20 protein-coding genes and 1 pseudogene are annotated in these 20,590 nt (G+C 62.7%); 7 read left to right on the top strand and 14 right to left on the bottom strand.

Features of this window, described 5'->3' with window-relative positions:
• Positions 1-128 precede the first annotated feature (128 nt).
• From rnc to rpoZ, 7 genes and pseudogenes are all read right to left on the bottom strand, one after another.
• Positions 129-842 (bottom strand): ribonuclease III, encoded by a 714-nt coding sequence (gene rnc, locus JNC62_RS17825; RefSeq protein ID WP_374840376.1) that lies wholly within the window; start codon positions 840-842, stop codon positions 129-131.
• A complete protein-coding gene (lepB, locus tag JNC62_RS17820; RefSeq protein ID WP_374840375.1) occupies positions 839-1,582 on the bottom strand; it encodes a signal peptidase I in 744 nt (247 codons plus the stop codon). Before lepB ends, rnc begins: the two co-directional genes overlap by 4 nt.
• 88 nt (positions 1,583-1,670) lie before the next feature.
• Complete coding sequence (gene acpS, locus JNC62_RS17815; protein ID WP_374840374.1) at positions 1,671-2,081, bottom strand: holo-ACP synthase; 411 nt, start codon at positions 2,079-2,081, stop codon at positions 1,671-1,673.
• A 101-nt stretch (positions 2,082-2,182) separates the two neighbouring features.
• Positions 2,183-2,340, bottom strand: a pseudogene (locus JNC62_RS17810) (DUF2062 domain-containing protein); the annotation flags it as partial.
• Between the two features lie 146 nt (positions 2,341-2,486).
• Positions 2,487-2,639 (bottom strand): DUF3563 family protein, encoded by a 153-nt coding sequence (locus JNC62_RS17805; RefSeq protein WP_374840373.1) that lies wholly within the window; start codon positions 2,637-2,639, stop codon positions 2,487-2,489.
• A 177-nt stretch (positions 2,640-2,816) separates the two neighbouring features.
• Positions 2,817-5,045, bottom strand: a complete 2,229-nt coding sequence (locus JNC62_RS17800; protein ID WP_374840372.1) for a RelA/SpoT family protein — start codon at positions 5,043-5,045, stop codon at positions 2,817-2,819.
• Between the two features lie 177 nt (positions 5,046-5,222).
• Positions 5,223-5,627, bottom strand: a complete 405-nt coding sequence (rpoZ, locus tag JNC62_RS17795; RefSeq protein WP_374840370.1) for a DNA-directed RNA polymerase subunit omega — start codon at positions 5,625-5,627, stop codon at positions 5,223-5,225.
• Positions 5,628-5,967: 340 nt separating this feature from the next.
• Between rpoZ and JNC62_RS17790 the strand changes: the two genes are divergently transcribed.
• Together JNC62_RS17790 and JNC62_RS17785 are read left to right on the top strand one after the other, a co-directional pair.
• Complete coding sequence (locus JNC62_RS17790) at positions 5,968-6,546, top strand: LabA-like NYN domain-containing protein (RefSeq protein WP_374840369.1); 579 nt, start codon at positions 5,968-5,970, stop codon at positions 6,544-6,546.
• A 128-nt stretch (positions 6,547-6,674) separates the two neighbouring features.
• Positions 6,675-7,094, top strand: coding sequence for a hypothetical protein (locus JNC62_RS17785; RefSeq protein WP_374840368.1), 420 nt, complete (start codon positions 6,675-6,677; stop codon positions 7,092-7,094).
• A 223-nt stretch (positions 7,095-7,317) separates the two neighbouring features.
• Here JNC62_RS17785 and smpB read toward each other — a convergent pair whose 3' ends face one another.
• Positions 7,318-7,797 (bottom strand): SsrA-binding protein SmpB, encoded by a 480-nt coding sequence (smpB, locus tag JNC62_RS17780; protein WP_374840571.1) that lies wholly within the window; start codon positions 7,795-7,797, stop codon positions 7,318-7,320.
• 8 nt (positions 7,798-7,805) lie between these two features.
• The gene (gene dapA / locus JNC62_RS17775; RefSeq protein WP_374840366.1) at positions 7,806-8,690 is read right to left on the bottom strand and encodes a 4-hydroxy-tetrahydrodipicolinate synthase; all 885 of its coding nucleotides are present in this window, start codon (positions 8,688-8,690) and stop codon (positions 7,806-7,808) included.
• A 298-nt stretch (positions 8,691-8,988) separates the two neighbouring features.
• On the opposite strand from dapA, the gene JNC62_RS17770 reads away from it, so the two are divergent.
• Positions 8,989-11,052 (top strand): lytic transglycosylase domain-containing protein, encoded by a 2,064-nt coding sequence (locus JNC62_RS17770; RefSeq protein WP_374840365.1) that lies wholly within the window; start codon positions 8,989-8,991, stop codon positions 11,050-11,052.
• Between the two features lie 191 nt (positions 11,053-11,243).
• A complete protein-coding gene (locus JNC62_RS17765) occupies positions 11,244-12,134 on the top strand; it encodes an alpha/beta fold hydrolase (RefSeq protein WP_374840364.1) in 891 nt (296 codons plus the stop codon).
• 136 nt (positions 12,135-12,270) lie between these two features.
• On the opposite strand, the gene JNC62_RS17760 is transcribed toward JNC62_RS17765, so the two are convergent.
• Both JNC62_RS17760 and JNC62_RS17755 read right to left on the bottom strand, forming a co-directional pair.
• Entirely contained in the window at positions 12,271-13,374 is a 1,104-nt protein-coding gene (locus JNC62_RS17760; protein ID WP_374840363.1) for a porin, read from the bottom strand.
• 506 nt (positions 13,375-13,880) lie between these two features.
• Positions 13,881-14,948, bottom strand: coding sequence for a porin (locus JNC62_RS17755; RefSeq protein ID WP_374840362.1), 1,068 nt, complete (start codon positions 14,946-14,948; stop codon positions 13,881-13,883).
• Positions 14,949-15,447: 499 nt separating this feature from the next.
• On the opposite strand from JNC62_RS17755, the gene JNC62_RS17750 reads away from it, so the two are divergent.
• Positions 15,448-15,696 carry a porin gene (locus JNC62_RS17750; RefSeq protein WP_374840361.1) on the top strand — a complete coding sequence of 83 codons (249 nt, stop codon included), beginning with the start codon at positions 15,448-15,450 and terminating at the stop codon, positions 15,694-15,696.
• Between the two features lie 142 nt (positions 15,697-15,838).
• Entirely contained in the window at positions 15,839-16,897 is a 1,059-nt protein-coding gene (locus JNC62_RS17745) for a porin (protein ID WP_374840360.1), read from the top strand.
• Between the two features lie 86 nt (positions 16,898-16,983).
• Here the strand turns inward: JNC62_RS17745 and ftsZ are convergent, their stop codons facing one another.
• Complete coding sequence (ftsZ, locus tag JNC62_RS17740; RefSeq protein ID WP_374840359.1) at positions 16,984-18,000, bottom strand: cell division protein FtsZ; 1,017 nt, start codon at positions 17,998-18,000, stop codon at positions 16,984-16,986.
• A 301-nt stretch (positions 18,001-18,301) separates the two neighbouring features.
• Positions 18,302-18,469 (bottom strand): hypothetical protein, encoded by a 168-nt coding sequence (locus JNC62_RS17735; protein WP_374840358.1) that lies wholly within the window; start codon positions 18,467-18,469, stop codon positions 18,302-18,304.
• 346 nt (positions 18,470-18,815) lie between these two features.
• Here JNC62_RS17735 and JNC62_RS17730 point away from each other — a divergent pair, with 346 nt between their 5' ends.
• Positions 18,816-20,081, top strand: a complete 1,266-nt coding sequence (locus JNC62_RS17730; RefSeq protein ID WP_374840357.1) for a pilus assembly protein TadG-related protein — start codon at positions 18,816-18,818, stop codon at positions 20,079-20,081.
• Positions 20,082-20,234: 153 nt separating this feature from the next.
• Here the strand turns inward: JNC62_RS17730 and JNC62_RS17725 are convergent, their stop codons facing one another.
• Positions 20,235-20,444 carry a hypothetical protein gene (locus JNC62_RS17725; protein ID WP_374840355.1) on the bottom strand — a complete coding sequence of 70 codons (210 nt, stop codon included), beginning with the start codon at positions 20,442-20,444 and terminating at the stop codon, positions 20,235-20,237.
• Positions 20,445-20,590: the final 146 nt, after the last annotated feature.

Here is a 20,590-nt window from a genome sequence, read left to right as displayed (position 1 = left end):
TTCCATTGCTCTTGCCGCTTGCGCCTTCTGCATGATGCACACAGGTCGCTGCCGCACTCAAATCATTTCGGGATCGGTCCAAGCCGCGCCCTCTGCGCATCCTCGCCGGCCTTCAGCGCGCGGTCGGCTCAACCGTCTGTCTTCTGCCAGATCCCCTCGCGCTCCAGCACCTTCTGCGCCGCCACCTGCTCCGCCGCTCGCTTGGACCGCTCGGTCCCGGTTGCCGGCGCCACGCCGGCAATCTCCACCGTGACGGTGAAGCGCGGGTCGTGATCGGGGCCGGACCGCTCGTCGACGCGGTAGACCGGGGTGGTGGCGAAATTGGCGTGCGCCCACTCCTGCAGTTCGGTCTTCGCATCGCGCCGGCCACCGTGCTCGCTTGTGGCCCGGTTCTGCCAGTTGCGCAGCACGAAACCGCGCGCCGCCTCAAGGCCGCCGTCGAGATAGATCGCCGCAATCAGCGCCTCGACCACGTCGGCTCGCACGTTCATCATCGGCTTGCCGGTCAGCTTCTTCACGTCGGAGCCGGTGCGGATGAATTGGTGCAGGCCAAGGTCGTCCGATACCCTTGCGCAGGTGTCGGCGCTGACCAGCTGGTTGAGACGAACCGACAATTCGCCTTCGCTCGCCTCGCGGAAGGTCTGGAACAGCAGCTCGGCGACGCAGAGGCCGAGCACGCGGTCTCCCAGGAACTCAAGCCGCTCGTAGTTGCTGCCCTTGGCCGAACGGGCGCTGGCATGCGTGATCGCCCGATCCAGCCGATCCTGATTGGTGAAGGCGTATCCGATCGCGGTCTCGAGCCGGACACGGTTCTCTTCGTTCAGCGGCTTGGCCGACTTCATTCGACGACCTTGAACAGCCGATCCCAGCGCAGGTTCGCCGGCCACTTCCAGATTTCGCGGAAGGCGGTGTCGTTGCCGAGCGAGAAGAAAATCAGGCTGGCGCGGCCGATCAGATTCTCGGCCGGCACGAAGCCGACGTCGAAGCGGCTGTCGGCGGAATTGTCGCGGTTGTCGCCCATCATGAAGTAGTGGCCTTCCGGCACGATGAACTCGCGGGTGTTGTCGCCGATGGTGCCGATCCGGGTGTCGAGCGTGTCGAAGGAAACACCGTTGTCCAACGTCTCGCGGAAAACAGGAACGTTCTCTCCGGTGTCATACTGGTCGTCGGCGCGGAAGAAGCCGTCCGGCTGGCGTGGTACCGGCTTGTCGTTGATGTAGACGACGCTGTCCCGCACCTGGACGCGGTCGCCCGGCAGACCGATCACACGCTTGATGTAATCGATGTCCGGGTTCGGCGGAAAGCGGAAGACGACGATGTCGCCGCGCTCCGGATCGCTTCCGAAGATGCGGCCGGAGAACAGGTTCGGCGAGAACGGCAACGAGTACTTCGAGTAGCCGTAGGAAAACTTGTTGACGAACAGGTAGTCGCCCACGAGCAACGTCGGCATCATCGAGCCTGACGGGATGGTGAACGGCTGGAACAGGACGGTGCGGATCACGACCGCGAGCAGGAGCGCCTGGATGATGACCTTGACGTTTTCCCACAGGCCGCTTTCAGCCTTCTTATTCTTCTCTATCACGCCTGATTTGTCCTCTCGTGCAATATGGCGCTCTCTCTAGCGCATGTTCAATGGAAAGGAAATCGCAGCCGTGAAAATGCCGCAGCCTCTATGACGCTTCTTTCGCCGGCAGAGCCTCGATGATGACAAAGGCCTGCGCCAGCGGAAAGTCGTCGGTGATGGTGATATGGATATGCGCCTCATGCCCCGCGGGCGTCATCGCCTTCAGCCGTTCTCCTGCCCCGCCGGTCAGCCGCATGGTCGGCTTGCCGCCTGGCAGGTTGACGACACCCATGTCCTTCCAGAACACGCCCTGCGCCAGCCCCGTGCCGAGCGCCTTGGAACAGGCCTCCTTGGCGGCAAAACGCTTGGCATAGGAAGCCGCACGGTTCTTGCGACCATCGGATTTCCTGCGCTCGATTTCCGTGAAGCAGCGATGGGTAAAGCGCTCGCCGAAGCGCTCCAGCGACTTCTCCACCCTGCGGATATCGATGAGGTCGCTGCCAATGCCGATAATCATGCTCGCTCTCCGGTCAAATCTCTTCGCCACGCACTCCGGCAGCGTTCCTCGGACGGCCGGCGCGGCTTGGCGCGGTGAAGGGCACCAAAGGCGGACAGGGTGCCGGCGGCAACGCCGACCGCGACCGCGTGCGGCGAGGCGGACAGCCGCACGGTCCGCCTTCCGAAACAACGGAACGGCCGATCAGGGCCCTTTCGCGGCCAAAGGATTCGCGGGCCCGGTCACGCCAGGTCGCCGGCTTGCGGCGTCGGAACAACATGGGCCAGACTTAGCGCATCTCCACAAGAATCGAAATCGAGAACTGCGTGGACCTTCGACGCTGCGTTCATTTGTGCCGGTGTGCAGATTTGCCGCAAAAGCGGGGCTCCGGCGGCGCACAACAACTGCACGCGGGATTGGCAGAACTTAGTAGTACTTGCGGAACAGGCCGCGGTCGATCTGGCGCTGGCGATACTCGAGATCGAGGCGGTCGACAGAGCCGTTCAAATAGGCGGCCTCGCGGTCGGCCGGGGTCGGTAGGCGCAGGGCGCTTGTAAAATTCCTGATCTGCTTCAGCATTGGAAAACCCTTCTTTTTCTGACCTCCCAAGCAAAAAATAGGGAAGGCCGCCCGGGATAACCAGCGTCAGCACGGGATCGCAGGCATGCAGAGCGCGCATATCGACGGGCAAAAAATGGGCAATTCTCGTTCGCTTTGCAGCAGCTCGAATCCGGTTCCCGCATTCGGAAGCAGGCTTCAGGCGAAGACGCGGGACACCGTCGAGACGCAGTGCAGTTCCTTGATCTGGCTGATGATCTGGTTCAACTGGCGCAGGTCCCAAACCTCAAGGTCCATCTGCACCTCGGTGAAATCGGCGGCCACGCGCGTCATCGTCATGGAGCGAATGTTGACGTCGCCGGTTGCGAGCACCTGCGTGACCTCGGCGAGCGACCCCGGTTCGTTCAACTCGTTGAAGACGATACGCGCCATGAAGCGCGTGTTGTTGGCCTCGTCCAGATCCCAGCGGACGTCGATCCAGCGCTCGGGCTCGTCGTCGAATTTCTGCAGCGCCGGCGACTGGATCGGGTAGATCGTGATGCCCTTGTCCTTTTCCATGATGCCGACGATCCGGTCGCCCGGGACCGCCCCGCCTTCGCAGAAATGCACCTCGGCATTGCCGGAAAGGCCACGGATCGGGAGCGCCTCCGGTCCCTCGCGCATGGCGGCGTCAAGCTGCGCCTTGGACTTGCCCGGCAGCTTGAACACCATACCGGCAACGCTGCGCATCGGGAACCAGCCCTCCTCCTGGCTCGGCTTCACGGTCACGCGCTCGTCCTGATAGTCCGGGAAGACGGCGCGCAGGACGTCGAGCGAGGACAGTTCGCCGCGGCCGACCGCGGCAATCGCGTCCTCGACGTCCTTGTGGCCGACGCGGTGAACGACGGATTTCAGTCCGTCGCGCGAGAAGGCCTTCCCGGCGCGGTCGAACGTCCGCTCGAGAATGCGATAGCCGAGCCCGGAATACTGCTTGCGCACCGCCGCGCGGGTGGCCCGGCGGATAGCCGCCCGCGCCTTGCCGGTGACGACGATCTCCTCCCATGCCGGCGGCGGCACCTGGATGCCAGAGCGAATGATCTCGACCTCGTCGCCGTTGTTCAGGCGGGTGACGAGCGGCATGATCCGTCCGTTGATCTTGGCGCCGACGCAGGTGTCGCCGATATTCGTATGAACGGCATAGGCGAAATCGATCGGCGTCGCGCCCCGTGGCAGCGTGATGAGCTGGCCCTTCGGCGTGAAGCAGAACACCTGGTCCTGAAACAGTTCCAGCTTCGTGTGCTCGAGGAATTCCTCGGGATTGTCGCCTTCCGCCAACGATTCGATCGTTCGGCGCAACATGGCATAGGCGTTGGAGGGCAGCGCGGTCTTGTCGCCGTTGCCGTTGCCCGCTTGTCCGTCCTTGTAGAGCGCGTGTGCCGCGATACCGTATTCGGCGATCTCATGCATCCGCCGGGTGCGGATCTGCAGCTCGATGCGCTGGCGCGACGGACCGATGATGGTGGTGTGGATCGACTGGTAGTCGTTCTGCTTCGGCGTCGAGATGTAGTCCTTGAAGCGGCCCGGAACGACGCGCCAGCGCGTGTGCACGATGCCAAGGGCGCGATAGCAGGCGGGAACGTCGTCGACGAGGATCCGGAAAGCATAGACGTCCGACAGTTGCTCAAAGGAGAGCGACTTCGACTGCATCTTGCGGAACACCGAATAGGGCTTCTTCTGCCGCCCCTTGACGACCGCGGTCGTCAGCCCATTGGCAACCAACAGTTCGCCAAGCTCCGCCTCGATCTTGCGGATCAGGCCCTCGTTGCGCTGCGACATCTCCGCCAGCCGCCGCGTGACGGTCTCGTAGGCCTCCGGGTTGATGTGGCGGAACGCCAGGTCTTCCAGTTCCTCGCGCATGTCCTGCATGCCCATGCGGCCGGCGAGCGGCGCATAGATGTCCATCGTCTCCTCGGAAATGCGCGCCTTCTTCTCGTCCGACATATGGTCGAGGGTACGCATGTTGTGGAGCCGGTCGGCGAGCTTGACGAGCAACACGCGCACGTCGTCGGAGATCGCCAGCAAGAGCTTGCGCAGGTTTTCCGCCTGCTTGGCCTTCTTGGTGACGAGGTCCAGCTTCTTGATCTTGGTCAGCCCCTCGACCAGCGCGCCGATGTCCTCGCCGAAGAGCTCGTCGATTTCGGCGCGGGTCGCCGTCGTGTCCTCGATCGTATCGTGCAGGAGTGCCACCGCGATGGTCGACTCGTCGAGCTTCATCTCAGTGAGGATGGCCGCCACTTCGAGCGGATGGGAAATGTAGGGATCGCCGCTCGCCCGTTTTTGCTGGCCATGCTTCTGCATGGCGTAGACATAGGCCTTGTTCAAAAGGGCCTCGTTCGCATCGGGCTTGTATTTCTGAACCCGTTCGACGAGTTCATATTGGCGCATCATCCGGGTGTCGCTCCTCCTGCGCCGCACGCCGAACGGGCACGAGACGCGGTAACATTCACTGCGCACAAACCGGTGCGAAACTCGACACTGTCAGGTCTGCGGCTATCTCAACGAAAAAGTGCGCCGGTCGCTGGGACGGCGCACTCGCTTCACAAATATGAGACGGCTACTCCGTCATCAATAGTCGTCGCTCTTTTCCGGGGGCACAAGGCCCTCGATGCCGGCCAGCAGTTCTTCCTCGGACATACGGTCGAAGGTGACAACCTCCGGCTGGTCCTCCTCGTCCTCGGCCACCGCGAATCCGGCAGCCTCGTCGGCGGCGATGGAAGCCGCATCGGGCTCCGGCTCGTCCACCTCGACATGCTTCTGCAGCGAATGGATCAGGTCTTCCTTCAGGTCGGCCGGCGAGAGCGTCTCATCGGCGATCTCGCGCAAGGCCACGACCGGGTTCTTGTCGTTGTCGCGATCGACGGTGATCGCAGCGCCCTGCGAAATGAGGCGCGCGCGGTGGCTTGCAAGAAGAACCAGCTCGAAGCGGTTATCTACCTTGTCGATGCAGTCTTCAACTGTGACACGGGCCATTGCCTGTCCTTTGCGGTCGAGAATTTCGGGGTTTGCATGCCCGATACAATCAATGGGCCGAAAATTCAAGTTTTTCCTTGCCGGGCCCTGCCCCCCTGCCCGAACCGGGGCACTGCCGGCGGCCGACCGACCGCCGCAGACACCCCCGGTCGCCGCCCGGGCCAGCAAACGCCGACCCGTTCATAAATTCGTCACTTTCAACCTGCGTTTGCTTGGAAAATTCTAGGCCCTGACCTAAATCGCGTATATGATTGCTTATTAATGTTTGTGATCAGGAAATGCTTAATAGCGTCGGACTCGTCCATTTTTTCAAGCGCTTTCGGTATAAGGATACGTCTGAATGTTTGATCCCCGCGAAAAGATCGCACTCTTCATCGACGGCGCCAACCTCTACGCTGCATCGCGCACACTCGGTTTCGACATCGACTACCGCAAGCTGCTGAAGGCCTTCCAGAAGCGCGGTTACCTGCTGCGCGCCTACTACTATACGGCACTGATCGAGGACCAGGAATATTCCTCGATCCGACCGCTGATCGATTGGCTCGACTACAACGGCTACAAGGTCGTGACCAAGCCGGCCAAGGAATTCACCGACTCGCTCGGACGCCGCAAAATCAAGGGCAACATGGATATCGAACTGGCGATCGATGCCATGGAGCAATCCGAAACCGTCGATCATCTGGTGATTTTCTCCGGGGACGGCGATTTCACCACGCTGGTCGAAGCACTGCAGCGCAGGGGCCGCAAGGTCTCGGTGGTTTCCACGCTGTCGACGCAGCCGCCGATGATCGCCGACGACCTGCGCCGCCAGGCCGACTACTTCATCGATCTCGTCACGCTCAAGGCCGAAATCGGCCGTGACCCTTCCGAACGCCCAGCGCGTACGACCGATCACCCGGCGGACGAGGTGACCAGTTGAGGACGAACTGGCGGGCACCGACCCCCGCCGGATCAGTGCAATACGCGTAAAATCCGACCGAAACCGCTCAACATTTCTCAACGGAATGCCGTTAAGGAAACCCCAGACGCAGGAGACACGTCAGGGAAATGCTGAGCGCAATTTCAAACATCAACGGGGTCACACACCAGGTCGCGACCAATCGGCCGCAGGCCAATGCGGCGCGCACCGAAACAGCGGCGGCCGCTCTTGCTGCACTGTCGCCCGCCCGGCCGCTTCCCTCCGTTTCCGATCCGTTTGACGACGACGGCTTTGCCTTTCTCTACCGCCCGAACGGCCTGCCGTCGGACACGGACGCGCCTCCCCTTGCAGCGCCGGCGCAAGCCACTGCCAATGGCGGCAGCGCGCCCAGCCGCCTTGCGGTCGAGAGCACGCAACTTTCGTCCCTGTTGTCATCGCTGATGTCACCGGCGCCGACGGCAAGCTCCGCCGCCGCGCCGGCCGCGACCGAGCTACCGCTTCCAGCCGCGCACGAAACGCTGATCGTCAAGCTTTACCAGCAGTTCTGATGTCGGGGGCTAAACCGTCGGGCCGCCGGAGAGCGGATTTCGGGTGAAGGCCAAGCCGCAGCCCTTAAAGCATGGCGCGCAAAAGTGTGCAGCGGTTCTGCGAAAACGACATGCAAAAAACAAGGACTTAAAGCGCGGGAAGCGAATCCGAAGGATCGCGACCCGCTTTAGTTCGCTGCAGCGCGTCAGTCTTTAGACGCGCCCCAATGTCGGACGACAGGCGTTAGCCGCGTTCCTTCAGCAGTCGGCTCTTCTGCCGGTTCCAGTCGCGTTCCTTCGCCGTCTCGCGCTTGTCGTGCAGCTTCTTGCCCTTGGCGAGCGCCAGTTCCAGTTTGGCGCGGCCGCGGTCGTTGAAATAGATCTTCAAGGGCACCAGCGTCATGCCCTCGCGATTGACCGCGTTCTGCAACCGGTGCATCTCGCGCTTGGACAGCAGAAGTTTGCGACGGCGGCGCGTCTCGTGGTTGAAGCGATTCGCCTGCAGGTATTCCGGCAAATAGGAGTTGATCAGCCAGATCTCGCCGCCCTCGTCGGAGGCGTAGGATTCGGCGATGTTGGCCTTGCCATCCCGCAACGACTTGACCTCCGTGCCGGTCAACACCAGCCCGGCCTCGTAGGTATCGACGATCTCGTAGTTGAAACGGGCCTTGCGGTTTTCCGCCACCACCTTCTTTACCGTCGTCGGCTTGGCCTTGGTCGCCATCATCAGCCTCAGTCCAGGAGGCCCGCGTGCCGCAGGGCCGCATCCAGTGCCGCTTCGGTCGAGGGTTCCAGTGTTGAAAGGAGCGGCGAGCGCACCACGCGGCTCATGCCGCGGACGCGATTGAGCGCATATTTCGCGCCGCAAACGCCGGGCTCCATGAAGATCGCCTTGTGCAGCGGCATCAGGCGGTCCTGGTACTCCAGCGCCGTGGCGTAGTTGCCGGCCAGCATTGCGGCCTGAAATTCGGCGCACAGCCGCGGGGCGACGTTGGCGGTCACCGAGATGCAGCCGACCCCGCCGTGCGCGTTGAAGCCGAGCGCGGTCGCGTCTTCGCCGGAGAGTTGGACGAAACCCTTGCCGCAGGCGATGCGCTGCTCGGAGACGCGCTCGATCCTTCCGGTGGCGTCCTTGACGCCGATGATCGTCGGATAGGTCCTCACCAGCGCCCCCATGGTCTCCGGCGTCATGTCGACCACCGAGCGGCCAGGGATGTTGTAGATGACGATCGGCAGCTTTACCGCCTCGGCGATGGCCGCGAAATGCGCGAACATGCCCTTCTGCGTCGGCTTGTTGTAATAAGGCGTGACCACGAGGATCGCGTCCGCACCCGCCTTTTCGGCGTGTTCGGCAAGCTCGATCGCCTCGCTGGTGTTGTTGGAGCCGGCGCCGGCGATCACCGGCACCCGCTTCGCCGCCACCTCGATACACAGTTCGATCACACGCTTGTGTTCGTCATGCGACAGCGTCGGCGATTCACCGGTGGTTCCGACGGGAACCAGCCCGTGGCTGCCTTCGGCGATCTGCCACTCGACGTGGGCGGCGAAGGCGGCTTCGTCGACCGCCCCGCTTTCGGTGAAGGGGGTGACGAGAGCGGGCATGGAACCCTTGAACATCGAGAACTCCTGAGGCCAGAGCGGTTGCGAGCGAACCCATGCTTTGGCCGTATTCCATGGTTAAAAGCTGCCGCAACATAATCATGAGACGATCGGGCGGCAAGCGGCGGCTTTTGCGTTTTTTCGTTTCCTAATACCTGTTCGCGAATGCCGCAGAGTCGGCAAGACGGCAGCCGGCGAGGCAGTTTCGACGGGGAGTGACAGCCACCGGGGTAACACTTCATTAACACAACAATCCGTTAATCAATCGAAATCGTTTCGCAGCGCGCGGCGCATGAATTCAGCGGGCCGGATCCTCATGACGACCACCAACAGCTTGGCAGTGCTCCTTCTGCTTGCGGCCGGCGGCCTGGGTACGGCGGCGCTTGGCGCACAGCTTCCAACCGCCGACGCGCCGTTGCCGCGGGTCAAGCCGCTCGGGTTCGCCCCCGGCCAGGCCACGCACGGAGCCGCCGGCGCAAACCCGCTCGCCACCGAAACGACCCCGATGGCGACAAACCTCAAGAGCGGCCTCGACGTGCTGTCCAACAAGGACGCCGTAACGGCATTGGGCATTCGCGACGGCATGCCGGACGGCCTCGACCGTCACATCCTCACCTGGGCCATCGCGGTCTCCGGCCAAAAGGGTGTTCCTTCCCGTGAGATCGCCGATGCACAGAAGGTCCTGAAGGGATGGCCGGGACTGAAGGTCCTGCGCGCCAATTCGGAGCGCGCCATGGCGCGCGAAAACCCGACGACCCGCAACGTCCTCGCCGCCTTCGGCACGACCCGCGCCGAAACGGCGGAAGGTGCGATGGTGCTGGCACGCGCCCGTCTTGCCAGCGGCGACGCCGCCGGAGCGGCGCAGACACTGCAACCGTTCTGGCACGACGACGCGCTCGACCCGCAGACCGAAACAAAGATCCTCGACGAGTTCGGAGGGCTACTTACGGTCGCCGACCACCGCAAGCGGATGGACATGCTGCTCTATCGCGAGCGAGCGCAGCAGGCGCAGCGGTTCGGCGATCTGGCCCGCGCGCAATCGCTCTATCGCGCCTGGGCCGCGGTCATAGGCAAGGCAAAGAATGCCGATGCGCTGGTAACGGCGGTCGATCCGTCCTGGCACAAGGACCCGGCCTATGCCTTCCTGCGGGCGGAGCTGGCGAACCGGGCCGAGAACTACACGTTGGCCGCGCAGTTGCTGTCGCGCAGCCTGCCGGAAGACGCGGTGGCAAACGCGGCGGGCGCATGGTGGGTGGAGCAGCGCATCGCCAGCCGCGGCCTTGCCGATCGGGGAGATTACAAGGCGGCCTATCGCCTCGCAGCGAACCACGCCGCCACCTCCGAGACCGACGTCGTCGAAGCGGAATTCCACGCCGGCTGGTATGCGCTGCGCGGGCTGAAATCGCCGTCGACCGCATCCGCCCATTTCCAGAAGATTCTGCGCGTCTCGAACCGGCCGCTTGCCGTCTCGCGCGCCTGGTACTGGATGGGGCGGGCCGCAGAGGCCGGCGGTGAACCGCAGGCGCAAGAATACTACGGCAAGGCGGCAACCTTCAGCGGCACCTATTACGGCCAGCTCGCCGCTGCCCGGCTCGGCCGGACGACGCTGAACGTCGCCTATCCCACCCCGACCGCCGACGAACGCGCCCGCTTTCGCGCGCGCGAGGCGGTGCAGGCGATCGACAGGCTCAATGCCGCCGGTCACGGCTGGAGGGCCGCCAGCATCTACCGCGCCCTGGCCGAAGAACTGCAAAGTCCGGGCGAACTGGCGCTGCTTGCGGCACAGGCGGAACGGGCGGGCAACCACCAGCTATCGCTGCAGATCGGCAAGATCGCTTTCGGCCGCGGCATCGACGTCGCGGCCCTTGCTTTCCCGGTCGGCGTCATTCCCCCGAGCGCCAACATTTCCGGCGCCGGCAAGGCGCTCGCCTACGCAATCGCAAGGCAGGAAAGTGCTTTCAATCCGGCGGCCGTGTCGCCCGCCAACGCCCGGGGACTGCTGCAATTGATGCCCGGCACGGCGCAGGGCGTCGCCAAGCGCTACGGCCTCGCCTATTCCAAGGAGCGCCTGACCAGTGACGCCGCCTATAACGCCACACTCGGGGCACATTTCCTCGGCGAACAGATCAACGACTTCAACGGCTCCTACATTCTCACCTTCATCGCCTACAACGCCGGCCCGCGTCGCGTCGACCAATGGATCCAGCGCTACGGCGATCCGCGCGGCAAGCCGATCGATGAGGTCGTCGATTGGGTCGAACAGATCCCCTTCTCGGAAACGCGAAGCTACGTGCAGCGCGTGATGGAAAACTACCAGGTCTACAAGACCCGGCTTGGCCAGACGGCCGACATCGTCCAGGATCTGCGCATGGGACGGTAAGATGCATGCTCGTCGCGCAGAAGTGTGCAGCGGTCTTGCTTACAGCATGGAGCGAGGACTTGAAACGCGGGAATCGAATCCGAAGAATCGCGACGCGCTTTAATCCGACGCCCTCGATTTTATCGGAAGGTCCATGTTTCCGCGGATGATTCCGGAGCAGCGCCTACCGGGGGGAAGGGAGCGTCATACCAATGCTGGCGGAACGAGAGACGGCATTTGAGCAGCGCTGGTTTCCGGCGCGCGACGGCTTGATGCTCCATGCCCGCGACTATCGCCCCGCCGATCAGGATGCGCCAGGGGCGCCGATCGTCTGCCTTGCCGGGCTCAGCCGCAACGGTCGTGACTTTCATCAATTCGCATCACTGATCTCCGCACATGGGAAAAGGTCGCGACGCGTGTTGGCGCTCGACTATCGCGGACGCGGGCGCTCCGGTTGGGACGAGAACAAGGCGAACTACAATCTGGCCGTGGAGTGCGAAGACGTGCTGACGGCAATGGAAGCCTTCGATATCGCACGCGCCATCTTCATCGGCACCTCGCGCGGCGGACTGATCCTGCATCTCCTTGCGGCAGCCAAGCCGGAACTGCTGGAGGCCGTGATCCTGAACGACATCGGACCGGCGATCGAAACCGAGGGCCTGAAGGAAATTACGGCCTATCTCGGGCGCAGACCTGAACCGAAGGACTGGAACGATGCCGCAGGCATCCTGCGCGCCACGCACGGCTCTGCCTTTCCCGCGCTGACGCAGACGGACTGGCACGAGATGGCGATGGCGATCTATACTGAAAAAGATGGGCAGATCGCGCCAGACTTCGATCCGGCAATCGCAATCCAACTGCGGGCGCTGGACCTCTCACAGCCCCTGCCCGACCTCTGGCCGCAATTCGACGCGTTCACCCCCACGCCGCTGCTGGCGATCCGCGGTGAACATTCGCGGCTGCTGTCGGTGGCGACCCTGAACGAAATGGCGCGCCGCCATCCGGCGATGCGGCGCTGCACCGCTAGCGGACAAGGGCACGCTCCGCTGCTGCATAAACCCGATGTTTATGCCGCAATCGCAGATTTTCTCGGCAGTCTTTGAGACACCGTCCGTGCCACCGCATCATCGCAACCAGCGGCCGCCACATCAGACTGGCGTTCTTCCGTGCGTATCCCCGAATGCGAAAAGCCCGGCTCGAAAGCCGGGCTCCGTCCAAACTGACCGAGGTCAGATCAGATTAGAACGAACGCTGGAAGCGGATCTTGCCACCCCAATCGTTGGCTTCTTCGCCAGCGATGTCGGAGTAGTTGTTGACCCAGGAGACTTCCGGCGAGATCGTGAAGCCCGGGACGACTGCGTAGGACAGACCGACCGTTGCTTCAGCGTCGCCAGCGTCGTTGCCGGATACGCCGTCCATGAAGTTCACGTCAGCATAGATGGCGAGCTTTTCGGTTGCCTGGTACTGCGCACCGAGCCAGACAGCCCAGTCACCGTTCCACTGAGCGTAGTCGTTGGTGGTGTCGCCGTCGGTGTTCCAGCCGGCCATGACGAATGCGCTGAAGGCGCCGAACGTTGCGTTGATACGGCCCTTGATGGCGCCTTCTTCGACAACGCTGTCGTAGCCGCCAACGAGGAAGGCCTGGAAGCCGCCAGCCGAGTAGCCCATACCGCCAACGAGGTTGGGGATGTATTCGTCAGCGTTCAGCTCATTGGCGTCGGTGTTGTCTTCGACAGCGGCCGTGAAGGAGAAGCCGTTGCTCGTGTCGCCGTAGGTGTAGCGGATCTGCGTGCGAGCCGTGTCACCGTAGTTGACGAGGATGTAGTCGTTCTGAGCGTAGCCACCGCCGATGTAACCGCCAGCGAACAGCGAGTCGGTGTAACCGATCAGGAGGCCAGCGAACTCGATGTAGCCGTGAGCGAGGCTCGTGCCGCCACCATTGTTGTTGTCACGGTCGAAGTTGATTTCGGCGTAGGTCTTCAGTGCACCGTATTCGGTGTCGGTAGCCGACGATACGCGCAGGTTGAAGCGCGAACGCGTGCCCCAGGAGTCGCCGCCGCCGGAAGCGGTACGGACGATTTCCCCGGTTACCGGATCTTCTTCAAACTTGAAGGTGTCCTGGCCGAGAACGTCGCCGCCGTTGAAGTCGACGCGGATGTAGCCGCCGATCTTGAGGCAGGTTTCGGTGCCCGGGATGTAGAAGTAGCCGGTGCCGAAAGCGTCGCAAACGCGAACGTATTCCATCGGCTCGGGCTCGGCAGCGACGATCGCGTCAGCGGCCTGTGCGCCGGATACTGCTGCGAGAGCGGCAGCGGAGCCGAGAAGAAGGCTCTTGATGTTCATTTTCTGACCTCCAGTCAAAAGTTTCATTCGGGTCTGGGTCTTTTTGCTGAAGGACAGCGTTTCCCTGCCCCATCCCCAATTCCAGGAAGCGGACGATCACCGCCCCTGCTTCCGGAGTTGAAAATACAAGACGAGGATGCGGAGGCAATCTCCAAACGGCCGGAAGGAAGCGTTTGCCTCACCCTTCCGGTTCCCCTGTTGCGCAAAGGACACAAAATTGTAACCAGGGGACAGAGAAATTTACCAGCCGTTAATAAAGTCCCTTACGATCCGGACACTTAGCCGAACAGACGCTGCGCCGTGCGCAGGCCTTGTGGAGGTCGATTCCCGCGAGATTCGCGGTCGAAAGTCGTCAAATTCCCAAAGCTTCCCGACGAAGTGCCAGCGCCGTCGCCCCAACTGGACGGCGGAGAACGCGGCGGCACGTGTCTCGATTCGAGAATCACCGGGCACAGCAGAGGGGTGGAAACCCGGCCGTAGCCGGGTCTCCGATACGATCGGTCGGATCAGAAGTTCCGCTGGAAGCGGAGAACGCCGCCCCAGTCTTCCGCCTTCGGGCCGAGCTTTTCGTCGGCGTCGCTGCGGTAGTTGACTTCCGGAATGATCGAGAAGCCCGGAACGACCTGGTAGGCCACGTTGACGGCAGCTTCGACGTTGTCGCCGTCGTCGAAGTTGACCGAAGCGTTCAGCTTGGCCTTCTCGGTCAGGCTGTAGGAGCCGCCGAGCCAGACGGCCCAGTCGCCATCCCAGCGAGCGTAGTTGTTCTTGAAGTCGCCGTCGGTGTTCCAGCCGGCCATCGCGAACAGCGAAACCTGGCCGAACGAGACGTCGCCGCGAACCTTGACAGCGCCTTCTTCCATCGACTCGTCGTAACCGCCGACGGCACGGAGCTGCCATGCACCGCCGTTGTAGCCAACAGCAGCAACGATGTCGGGCATGTAGTTGTCGTCGGCGACGTTGTAGTCGGCGACATCATCGCTGTCCGTGTCGCTGTCGTCTTCGACGGCGAGCGCGAAGCTGAAGCCGTTGCCGGCGTCGTAGGTGTAACGGATCTGCGTCCGGTTGAAGTCACCATAGTCGACATCATAGTAGTCGTTGATGGTGTTGCCCGCGTCGCCGGTGAAGGCGGTGTAGAGCGTGGAGGTGTAGCCGACGAGGACGCCGCCGAGCTCGATGTAGGCCTGGTCGAGGTAGGTGTCGCTGGAGTCGCTGTTGTTGTCGTCGCGCTGGAAGATCAGCTCGCCGTAGGTCTTAAGAGCACCGTATTCGGTGTCGGTCGCCGTCGAAACGCGAAGGTTGAGACGGGCGCGGCTCTTCCAGGAGTCGCCGCCACCACCGGGGAAGGTGTTCTGGCCGTTGATGTCGCCACCCTGGAAGTCAACGCGGACGTAGCCGCCGAGCTTCAAGCAGGTCTCGGTGCCGGGGATGTAGAAGTAGCCCTTGCCGAAAGCGTCGCAAACGCGAACGTATTCCATCGGCTCGGGCTCGGCGGCGATGATCGCGTCCGCGGCCTGGGCGCCGGAAACTGCTGCGAGTGCCGCAGCGGAGCCGAGGAGAAGGCTCTTGATGTTCATTTTTGACCTCCAGTCAATTCTGATCTGATTGCGCCGGCGGGCGAACTCCTCGTCCATCCGTCCGACTGACGCATGTCCGGGTTGGGAGCCCCGACCTGCTGGGCGCCACATTGCAGCCGGGCAGACGCCGCGCAACCGCCAAATTCAAATATTACTTGAGTCAATCCGGACACAGAGGAGGCTTGTTGCAATAATAACACGCCGTTTTTTAGCGATTTTTCACTATGATACTGATTATAATTGTATATTAGCGCCCATATCAGAAACAAAACTGTCTCTTAGTTACAATTTTGTTCCTTATATTTACTTTGGAATGCGGTAGGCGCCACCGTTTATTGCTTACATCTTACACTTTTACTTACAACCACTGACGCTTGAATTACTTGACGATCCGGCAACACGGAGCGCTGTCGCGCCGTCGCCGGCTGCCGGCTTGCTTGCAAGGCTCCGATCGGCGAACATCAGAGCCGACAGTTCGCCAACCGAAGGGGACCCGCAAATGCCCGCCATCAGATCCTGCGCCATCGCCGTTGCCACGCTCGTCTCGTGCGCTCCCATGGCGCGGGCGGAAGATGCGATCCGAGCCGGCGAGCACCGGGCGTCGCGTGAGGAGGCCAATCCCTGCGCAGCGTTCGGCCCCGGCTACTCCAGGCTCGGCAGCACCGAAACCTGCATCAAGATCGGTGGCAGTGTCCGCGTGGAGTTCGGCGTGGGCGACATCGAACGCGGGCGACCCAGCGAAAACTAGTCCGCCCCGAACTGCCCACCCCAAGAAACGATTCGATTCTTCGACAGAATGTGCGCAGACTGAATGTTTCCGCGTGTGCGCGCGAGGCGCAGGGAAAGGCGCGGCTGGGTTTCCATTCCGCCGGTTCTCAACGGAGGCGGCAATGCGTACAGGACGTATCCTGCTGGCCTGCGCTGTGGCCTTTGCCACCGCCGAGGCGCGCGCGGACGACGCCGTCGTCGCCACGCCGCCGGAACCTTCGGCCTATGTCCGCGTCTGCGACGCCTTCGGAGAAGGGTATTTCTTCATTCCCGGGACCGAAACCTGCCTGAAGATCGGCGGCTATCTCCGCGTCGAGGCGGCCGCTGGCGATCCCAACCAGCAGGACACCTTTCCCGGCGGCGGCGGTGATTCCTGGTCCACGCGCGCCCGTCTCGACCTGCGCGCCAGCACTGCGACCGATACCGAATACGGCCCGCTGACCACCTTTGCGGAGGCGGAGATCCAGAACGACGACAACGGGCCGACCGAGATCAACCTGGAAAACATCTATCTCGAGCTGGGCGGCTTGCGGTTCGGCTTCTCGGATACGCTCTATACCGAGTTCACCGGCGACGCGGGCAACACCATCAAGGACTACTACGACGTCGACTATGGCGACTTCGGCCGCACCCAGGTGCGCTATACCTATGACACGGAGGCGGGCTTTGCCTTCGCCGTCGCCGCCGAAGACGGCAGCGACGACAACGCCTCCCCGGCCTTGCCGGACAGCCGGGGTGACGACGATTACATGCCGGACCTGGTCGTCGCCGGCGGATACGACGCCGATGCGTTCGACATCCGCGCCGTCGGCGGCTACGACGCGTCGATGGAGGCGGGCGCGATCAAGCTGCGGCTGGATGGCAGCCTCGGCCCCGTCGACCTCTTTGCCATGGGTGGGTGGAACACCGATGGCGACGCGGCCAACACCTATGCGCGCTGGAGCGGCGACTGGGCGCTCTGGGTCGGCGGCTCCTTCAAGATGACCGAGAAGGCGACGATGAATGCCTCGGCGAATTTCGACGACGGCGGCGATGCCGAAGCCTCGCTCAATCTGTCCTACACGGTCGTCCCCGGCTTCACCGTCACGCCGGAACTGAATTATCGCAACAAGATGGACGAGAAGGCCGGCCCGGACGCCGAGGACTGGGGCGGCGTGATCCGGTTTCAACGAAACTTCTGATCGTGGCGGCAAACGAAAAAAGCCCGGCACCAATCGGTACCGGGCTCCTTTTCGCAAAACCGTTGCGCGCTTTTGCGCGCAATGGCCTAGCGCTGGAAGTTGACCACGACGGGGGCATCGACGGCGGCCGTTTCCGCATCGGCAGCACCCAGACCGGTGGCCACCACCGACACCCGGAACTTGCCGGCCAGTTCCTGGTCGAAGATCGCGCCAACCACGATGTTGGCATCGTGATGGACCTCGTCGCGAATGCGGGAGGCGGCTTCATCCACCTCGAAGAGGGTCATGTCCATCCCGCCGGAGATCGAGATCAGCACGCCCTGCGCGCCCTTCATCGAGGCTTCATCCAGCAGCGGGTTGGCGATCGCAGCCTCGGCCGCCTTCATCGCCCTGCCCTCGCCGGTGGCTTCGCCCGTCCCCATCATCGCGCGGCCCATGTCCTTCATCACCGCTCTGACATCGGCGAAATCGAGGTTGATCAGGCCTTCCTTGACGATCAGGTCGGTGATGCAGCTGACGCCGGAATAGAGCACGCGGTCGGCCATGATGAAGGCATCGGCAAAGGTCGTGTTGGCGGTGGCGACGCGGAAGAGATTCTGATTCGGAATGACGATGACGGTATCGGCGCTCTCGCGCAGGCGCGCGATGCCCTCCTCGGCCATCTGCATGCGTTTGCGCCCCTCGAAGCTGAAGGGCTTGGTGACGACGCCGACGGTGAGGATGCCGGCGTTGCGGGCGGCCTGCGCAATCACCGCAGCCGCACCGGTGCCCGTCCCACCGCCCATTCCGGCGGTGACGAAGCACATATGCGTGCCGGACAGGTGATCCATGATCTCGTCGATCGATTCTTCCGCCGCGGCGCGACCGATCTCCGGATGGGCGCCCGCTCCGAGGCCGCCGGTGACATCGGCGCCGAGCTGGATGATCCGCGAGGCCTTGGACATGGTCAGGGCCTGGGCGTCGGTGTTGGCGACGACGAACTCCGCCCCCTGCAGGTTTTCCGCGATCATGTTGTTGACGGCGTTGCCGCCACCGCCGCCGACACCGATCACGGTGATCTTCGGCCGCATCTCCGCAATCTCGTAGGGGCGGGCATTCGTCATGTGTGTCTCCTCGTAGCATCGGGGGCGGCGCGTTGCCTCGGTCGTCCGCGGCCGCGAATCACTGCGCCCCCGTTTGTGGATAGTGGATAACAGATATCGGCTGCAAATGGGCGAAACCGGCAGTCGGCATTCCGATCATGCCGACGCAACCAGAAGAGCCGGCAAGTGCGGCTTTCTCACGGCACGAAGGCCGAACCTCGCAGCTGAGCCGCGCGCCTGCTTGCCGGTGCCAAAAATGCGACGGCAATGTCGGCACGACGAACCGCCGCGGGCGGGGCCCGATCGCTTGATCCGATCGATCTCACCTGATCTCGTGCTTCCTTTGCTGGAATGCCTCGAACCGCCTGGCTTCCTCCTCCGTCAGGAACGCCGTGTGCACGGTGTTGTCGTCGATGCGCACGGTCACGATCCATCTTCCGTTCTGCTGCACGACTGTCACGGCCTTTTCCGGCCTGTTCCCGATTTTCAAGTTCGCCTCCGATGTCCCACCAAAAGCTTTGCCCATGGTCAACGAAGCAGGCAGGTCGTGCAAGCAGGGCGACGGCAACCAGCGGTAAATGATTCGTGAACCCGCACTCCAGGTTATGCGGCGAAGTCGCCCCGTGCGGGCGAGGTGCTGAGCGCCGTTGCGGACGGGTTGGAGGAATACGGGACACTGCGGCCAAGGCATCTGCAATTTTAGCAATCGCGCTAACGGTAGATAAATAGACCGGGACTAATTTAGATAAGCATCACGCACGACGTGAATCGAGATGAATGGGGTCTCTGCACGCAAAATAGGGCGCCTTATCGAGGATGACGCCGGCAATTTTGGCATGATGACTGCCCTGCTGCTTCCGGTCCTCTTCCTCGCCGGTTCGGTGGCAGTGAACGTGACGTCCGCCGTGAAGGAAAGCTCCAAGATGCAGGCGGCGCTGGATGCGGCGGCGATCACCGCCGTCAAATCCTTTGCCGAAGGAGAGAGCGAAAGCGACGCGCGGGCTTCGGCCAACGCGTTGTTCTTCGCCAATTTTGGACGACGCTCCAACCTGGAAGCAGAGAAGCTTTCCGACCCGGACGAAGGAGCGACGATCCAGGTCGAATTCTCGGAGATAGGCCTGGAACCGGCTGCCACCGCATCGTACACGGCGGACTACGATCCGCTTTTCTGGGGTCTGCGTCCCTATCAGATCAGCCGAGAAAGCGTTGCGGTGCGCGCGCTGGACAAGGAGGCCTGCATGCTGGCCCTCCACCCGACGGCCAGTCGCGCCGTCGATGTCAGCGGAAGCGCGATCGTCGACACCTCCAACTGCACGATCACTTCCAACTCCGTCGACGCACAATCCATCTATGTGGGCGGTGCCGCCACCCTGAAGGCTGAGTGTCTTTATGCAAGCGGCAAGGTGTCGACAACGCTTGCCAGTGTCAATCTTGCCTGCGGCAAGGCGCGGGAGGGCGTGCCGCCAACACCGGACCCGTTCAAGAGGAAGGCCATGCCGACGGTGGGGAGTCTGGTCAGCCTGGCTGGGTGCGGCCAGAACTTCGTCGGAAATGGCGGCGGCAACGGCGACTGCAACGGCACCGGCAAGACGCCGAACAAGGTGCCGGACGGTTACAGCGTCACCTTGAAACCCGGCACCTACCGTGACCTGGAGGTCAAGGGAAAAGTCCGCCTGGAACCGGGGAACTATATCATCGACGGTGGCGTCCTGAAGTTTACCGCCCAGTCGATCATCAGCGGAGACGGGGTGACCTTCTTCCTGCTCAACGGCGCCCAGATCGACATTCACGGCGGGGCGAACTTTCACGTCACCGCGGCCACAAGCGGCCCCTGGGCCGGCTTTGTCATCGTCGCGGCCAGGAACAATACCCAGACCGCCGTCATCAACGGCAACAGCGCCTCCTCGCTGACCGGCATCATCTACATGCCGGCGTCGAAGGAGATCAAGTATGCCGGGAGTGGCACGACCTGCGGTGAGTGCGTCCGCATTGTCGCGCAAGAAATCACGATGATCGGCAACAGCACCTTCAAGATCGACTGCAAAACGGAACTGGCCGACAATACGATCAACAATCCTGGCGCGATCCGGCTGGTGCGCTGAGCAGCGTTTCGCGGCTACACCGCGCTCTGTCCGGTCATTTCCTGGCGGCGCCTTCGTGGGCGCCGTCGTCGTACGTCAGAAGTCGGAGGGATTCGAACTGGCGAGAACCTCTGTCTGGACAGGCAAAGACGGCCAACCCTCGCACCGGGGCGCTCAGGCCGTCTCCTGCGTTCCGGCACTTCCGTCGCGGTCGTGGATCGGCAGATAGCCGCTCTCCTCCAGCCACTCCCGAACGATCAGCGCGATCGCGTATTCACGCTTCCATTTGAAATCGCCGCACGCTTGCGCAAGCGCATCTTCCACGTCCTGGTCAAAGAGCAGACCCACCTTCACCCCATGCGTCTTGTCCTTGGTTGGGGTCACGACAGTTCGCAAACGGTCTCAATCAGGCCGCTGTGCACACTCTCCTCGAACAACGAGAGCGCGAAATGGATGGCGGAGGGGATGGGTCTGACGTCCAACCTTCTCCAGTATAAGTCATTGATTTTATTTGATGCGCACAGCTGCTA

The sequence above is a fragment of the Mycoplana ramosa genome (genome assembly GCF_041930185.1).
Lineage (GTDB): Bacteria > Pseudomonadota > Alphaproteobacteria > Rhizobiales > Rhizobiaceae > Mycoplana > Mycoplana ramosa.
Note: the sequence above shows the minus strand (reverse complement) of the source record. Positions and strands in the feature narration are given on the sequence as shown.

Bases quoted from the DNA above. Each gene is read 5' to 3' on its own strand.
- rnc (WP_374840376.1), bottom strand. From the start codon at position 842: ATGAAGTCGGCCAAGCCGCTGAACGAAGAGAACCGTGTCCGGCTCGAG.
- acpS (WP_374840374.1), bottom strand. From the start codon at position 2,081: ATGATTATCGGCATTGGCAGCGACCTCATCGATATCCGCAGGGTGGAG.
- JNC62_RS17805 (WP_374840373.1), bottom strand. From the start codon at position 2,639: ATGCTGAAGCAGATCAGGAATTTTACAAGCGCCCTGCGCCTACCGACC.
- JNC62_RS17800 (WP_374840372.1), bottom strand. From the start codon at position 5,045: ATGATGCGCCAATATGAACTCGTCGAACGGGTTCAGAAATACAAGCCC.
- rpoZ (WP_374840370.1), bottom strand. From the start codon at position 5,627: ATGGCCCGTGTCACAGTTGAAGACTGCATCGACAAGGTAGATAACCGC.
- JNC62_RS17790 (WP_374840369.1), top strand. From the start codon at position 5,968: ATGTTTGATCCCCGCGAAAAGATCGCACTCTTCATCGACGGCGCCAAC.
- JNC62_RS17785 (WP_374840368.1), top strand. From the start codon at position 6,675: ATGCTGAGCGCAATTTCAAACATCAACGGGGTCACACACCAGGTCGCG.
- smpB (WP_374840571.1), bottom strand. From the start codon at position 7,797: ATGGCGACCAAGGCCAAGCCGACGACGGTAAAGAAGGTGGTGGCGGAA.
- dapA (WP_374840366.1), bottom strand. From the start codon at position 8,690: ATGTTCAAGGGTTCCATGCCCGCTCTCGTCACCCCCTTCACCGAAAGC.
- JNC62_RS17770 (WP_374840365.1), top strand. From the start codon at position 8,989: ATGACGACCACCAACAGCTTGGCAGTGCTCCTTCTGCTTGCGGCCGGC.
- JNC62_RS17765 (WP_374840364.1), top strand. From the start codon at position 11,244: ATGCTGGCGGAACGAGAGACGGCATTTGAGCAGCGCTGGTTTCCGGCG.
- JNC62_RS17760 (WP_374840363.1), bottom strand. From the start codon at position 13,374: ATGAACATCAAGAGCCTTCTTCTCGGCTCCGCTGCCGCTCTCGCAGCA.
- JNC62_RS17755 (WP_374840362.1), bottom strand. From the start codon at position 14,948: ATGAACATCAAGAGCCTTCTCCTCGGCTCCGCTGCGGCACTCGCAGCA.
- JNC62_RS17750 (WP_374840361.1), top strand. From the start codon at position 15,448: ATGCCCGCCATCAGATCCTGCGCCATCGCCGTTGCCACGCTCGTCTCG.
- JNC62_RS17745 (WP_374840360.1), top strand. From the start codon at position 15,839: ATGCGTACAGGACGTATCCTGCTGGCCTGCGCTGTGGCCTTTGCCACC.
- ftsZ (WP_374840359.1), bottom strand. From the start codon at position 18,000: ATGACGAATGCCCGCCCCTACGAGATTGCGGAGATGCGGCCGAAGATC.
- JNC62_RS17730 (WP_374840357.1), top strand. From the start codon at position 18,816: ATGATGACTGCCCTGCTGCTTCCGGTCCTCTTCCTCGCCGGTTCGGTG.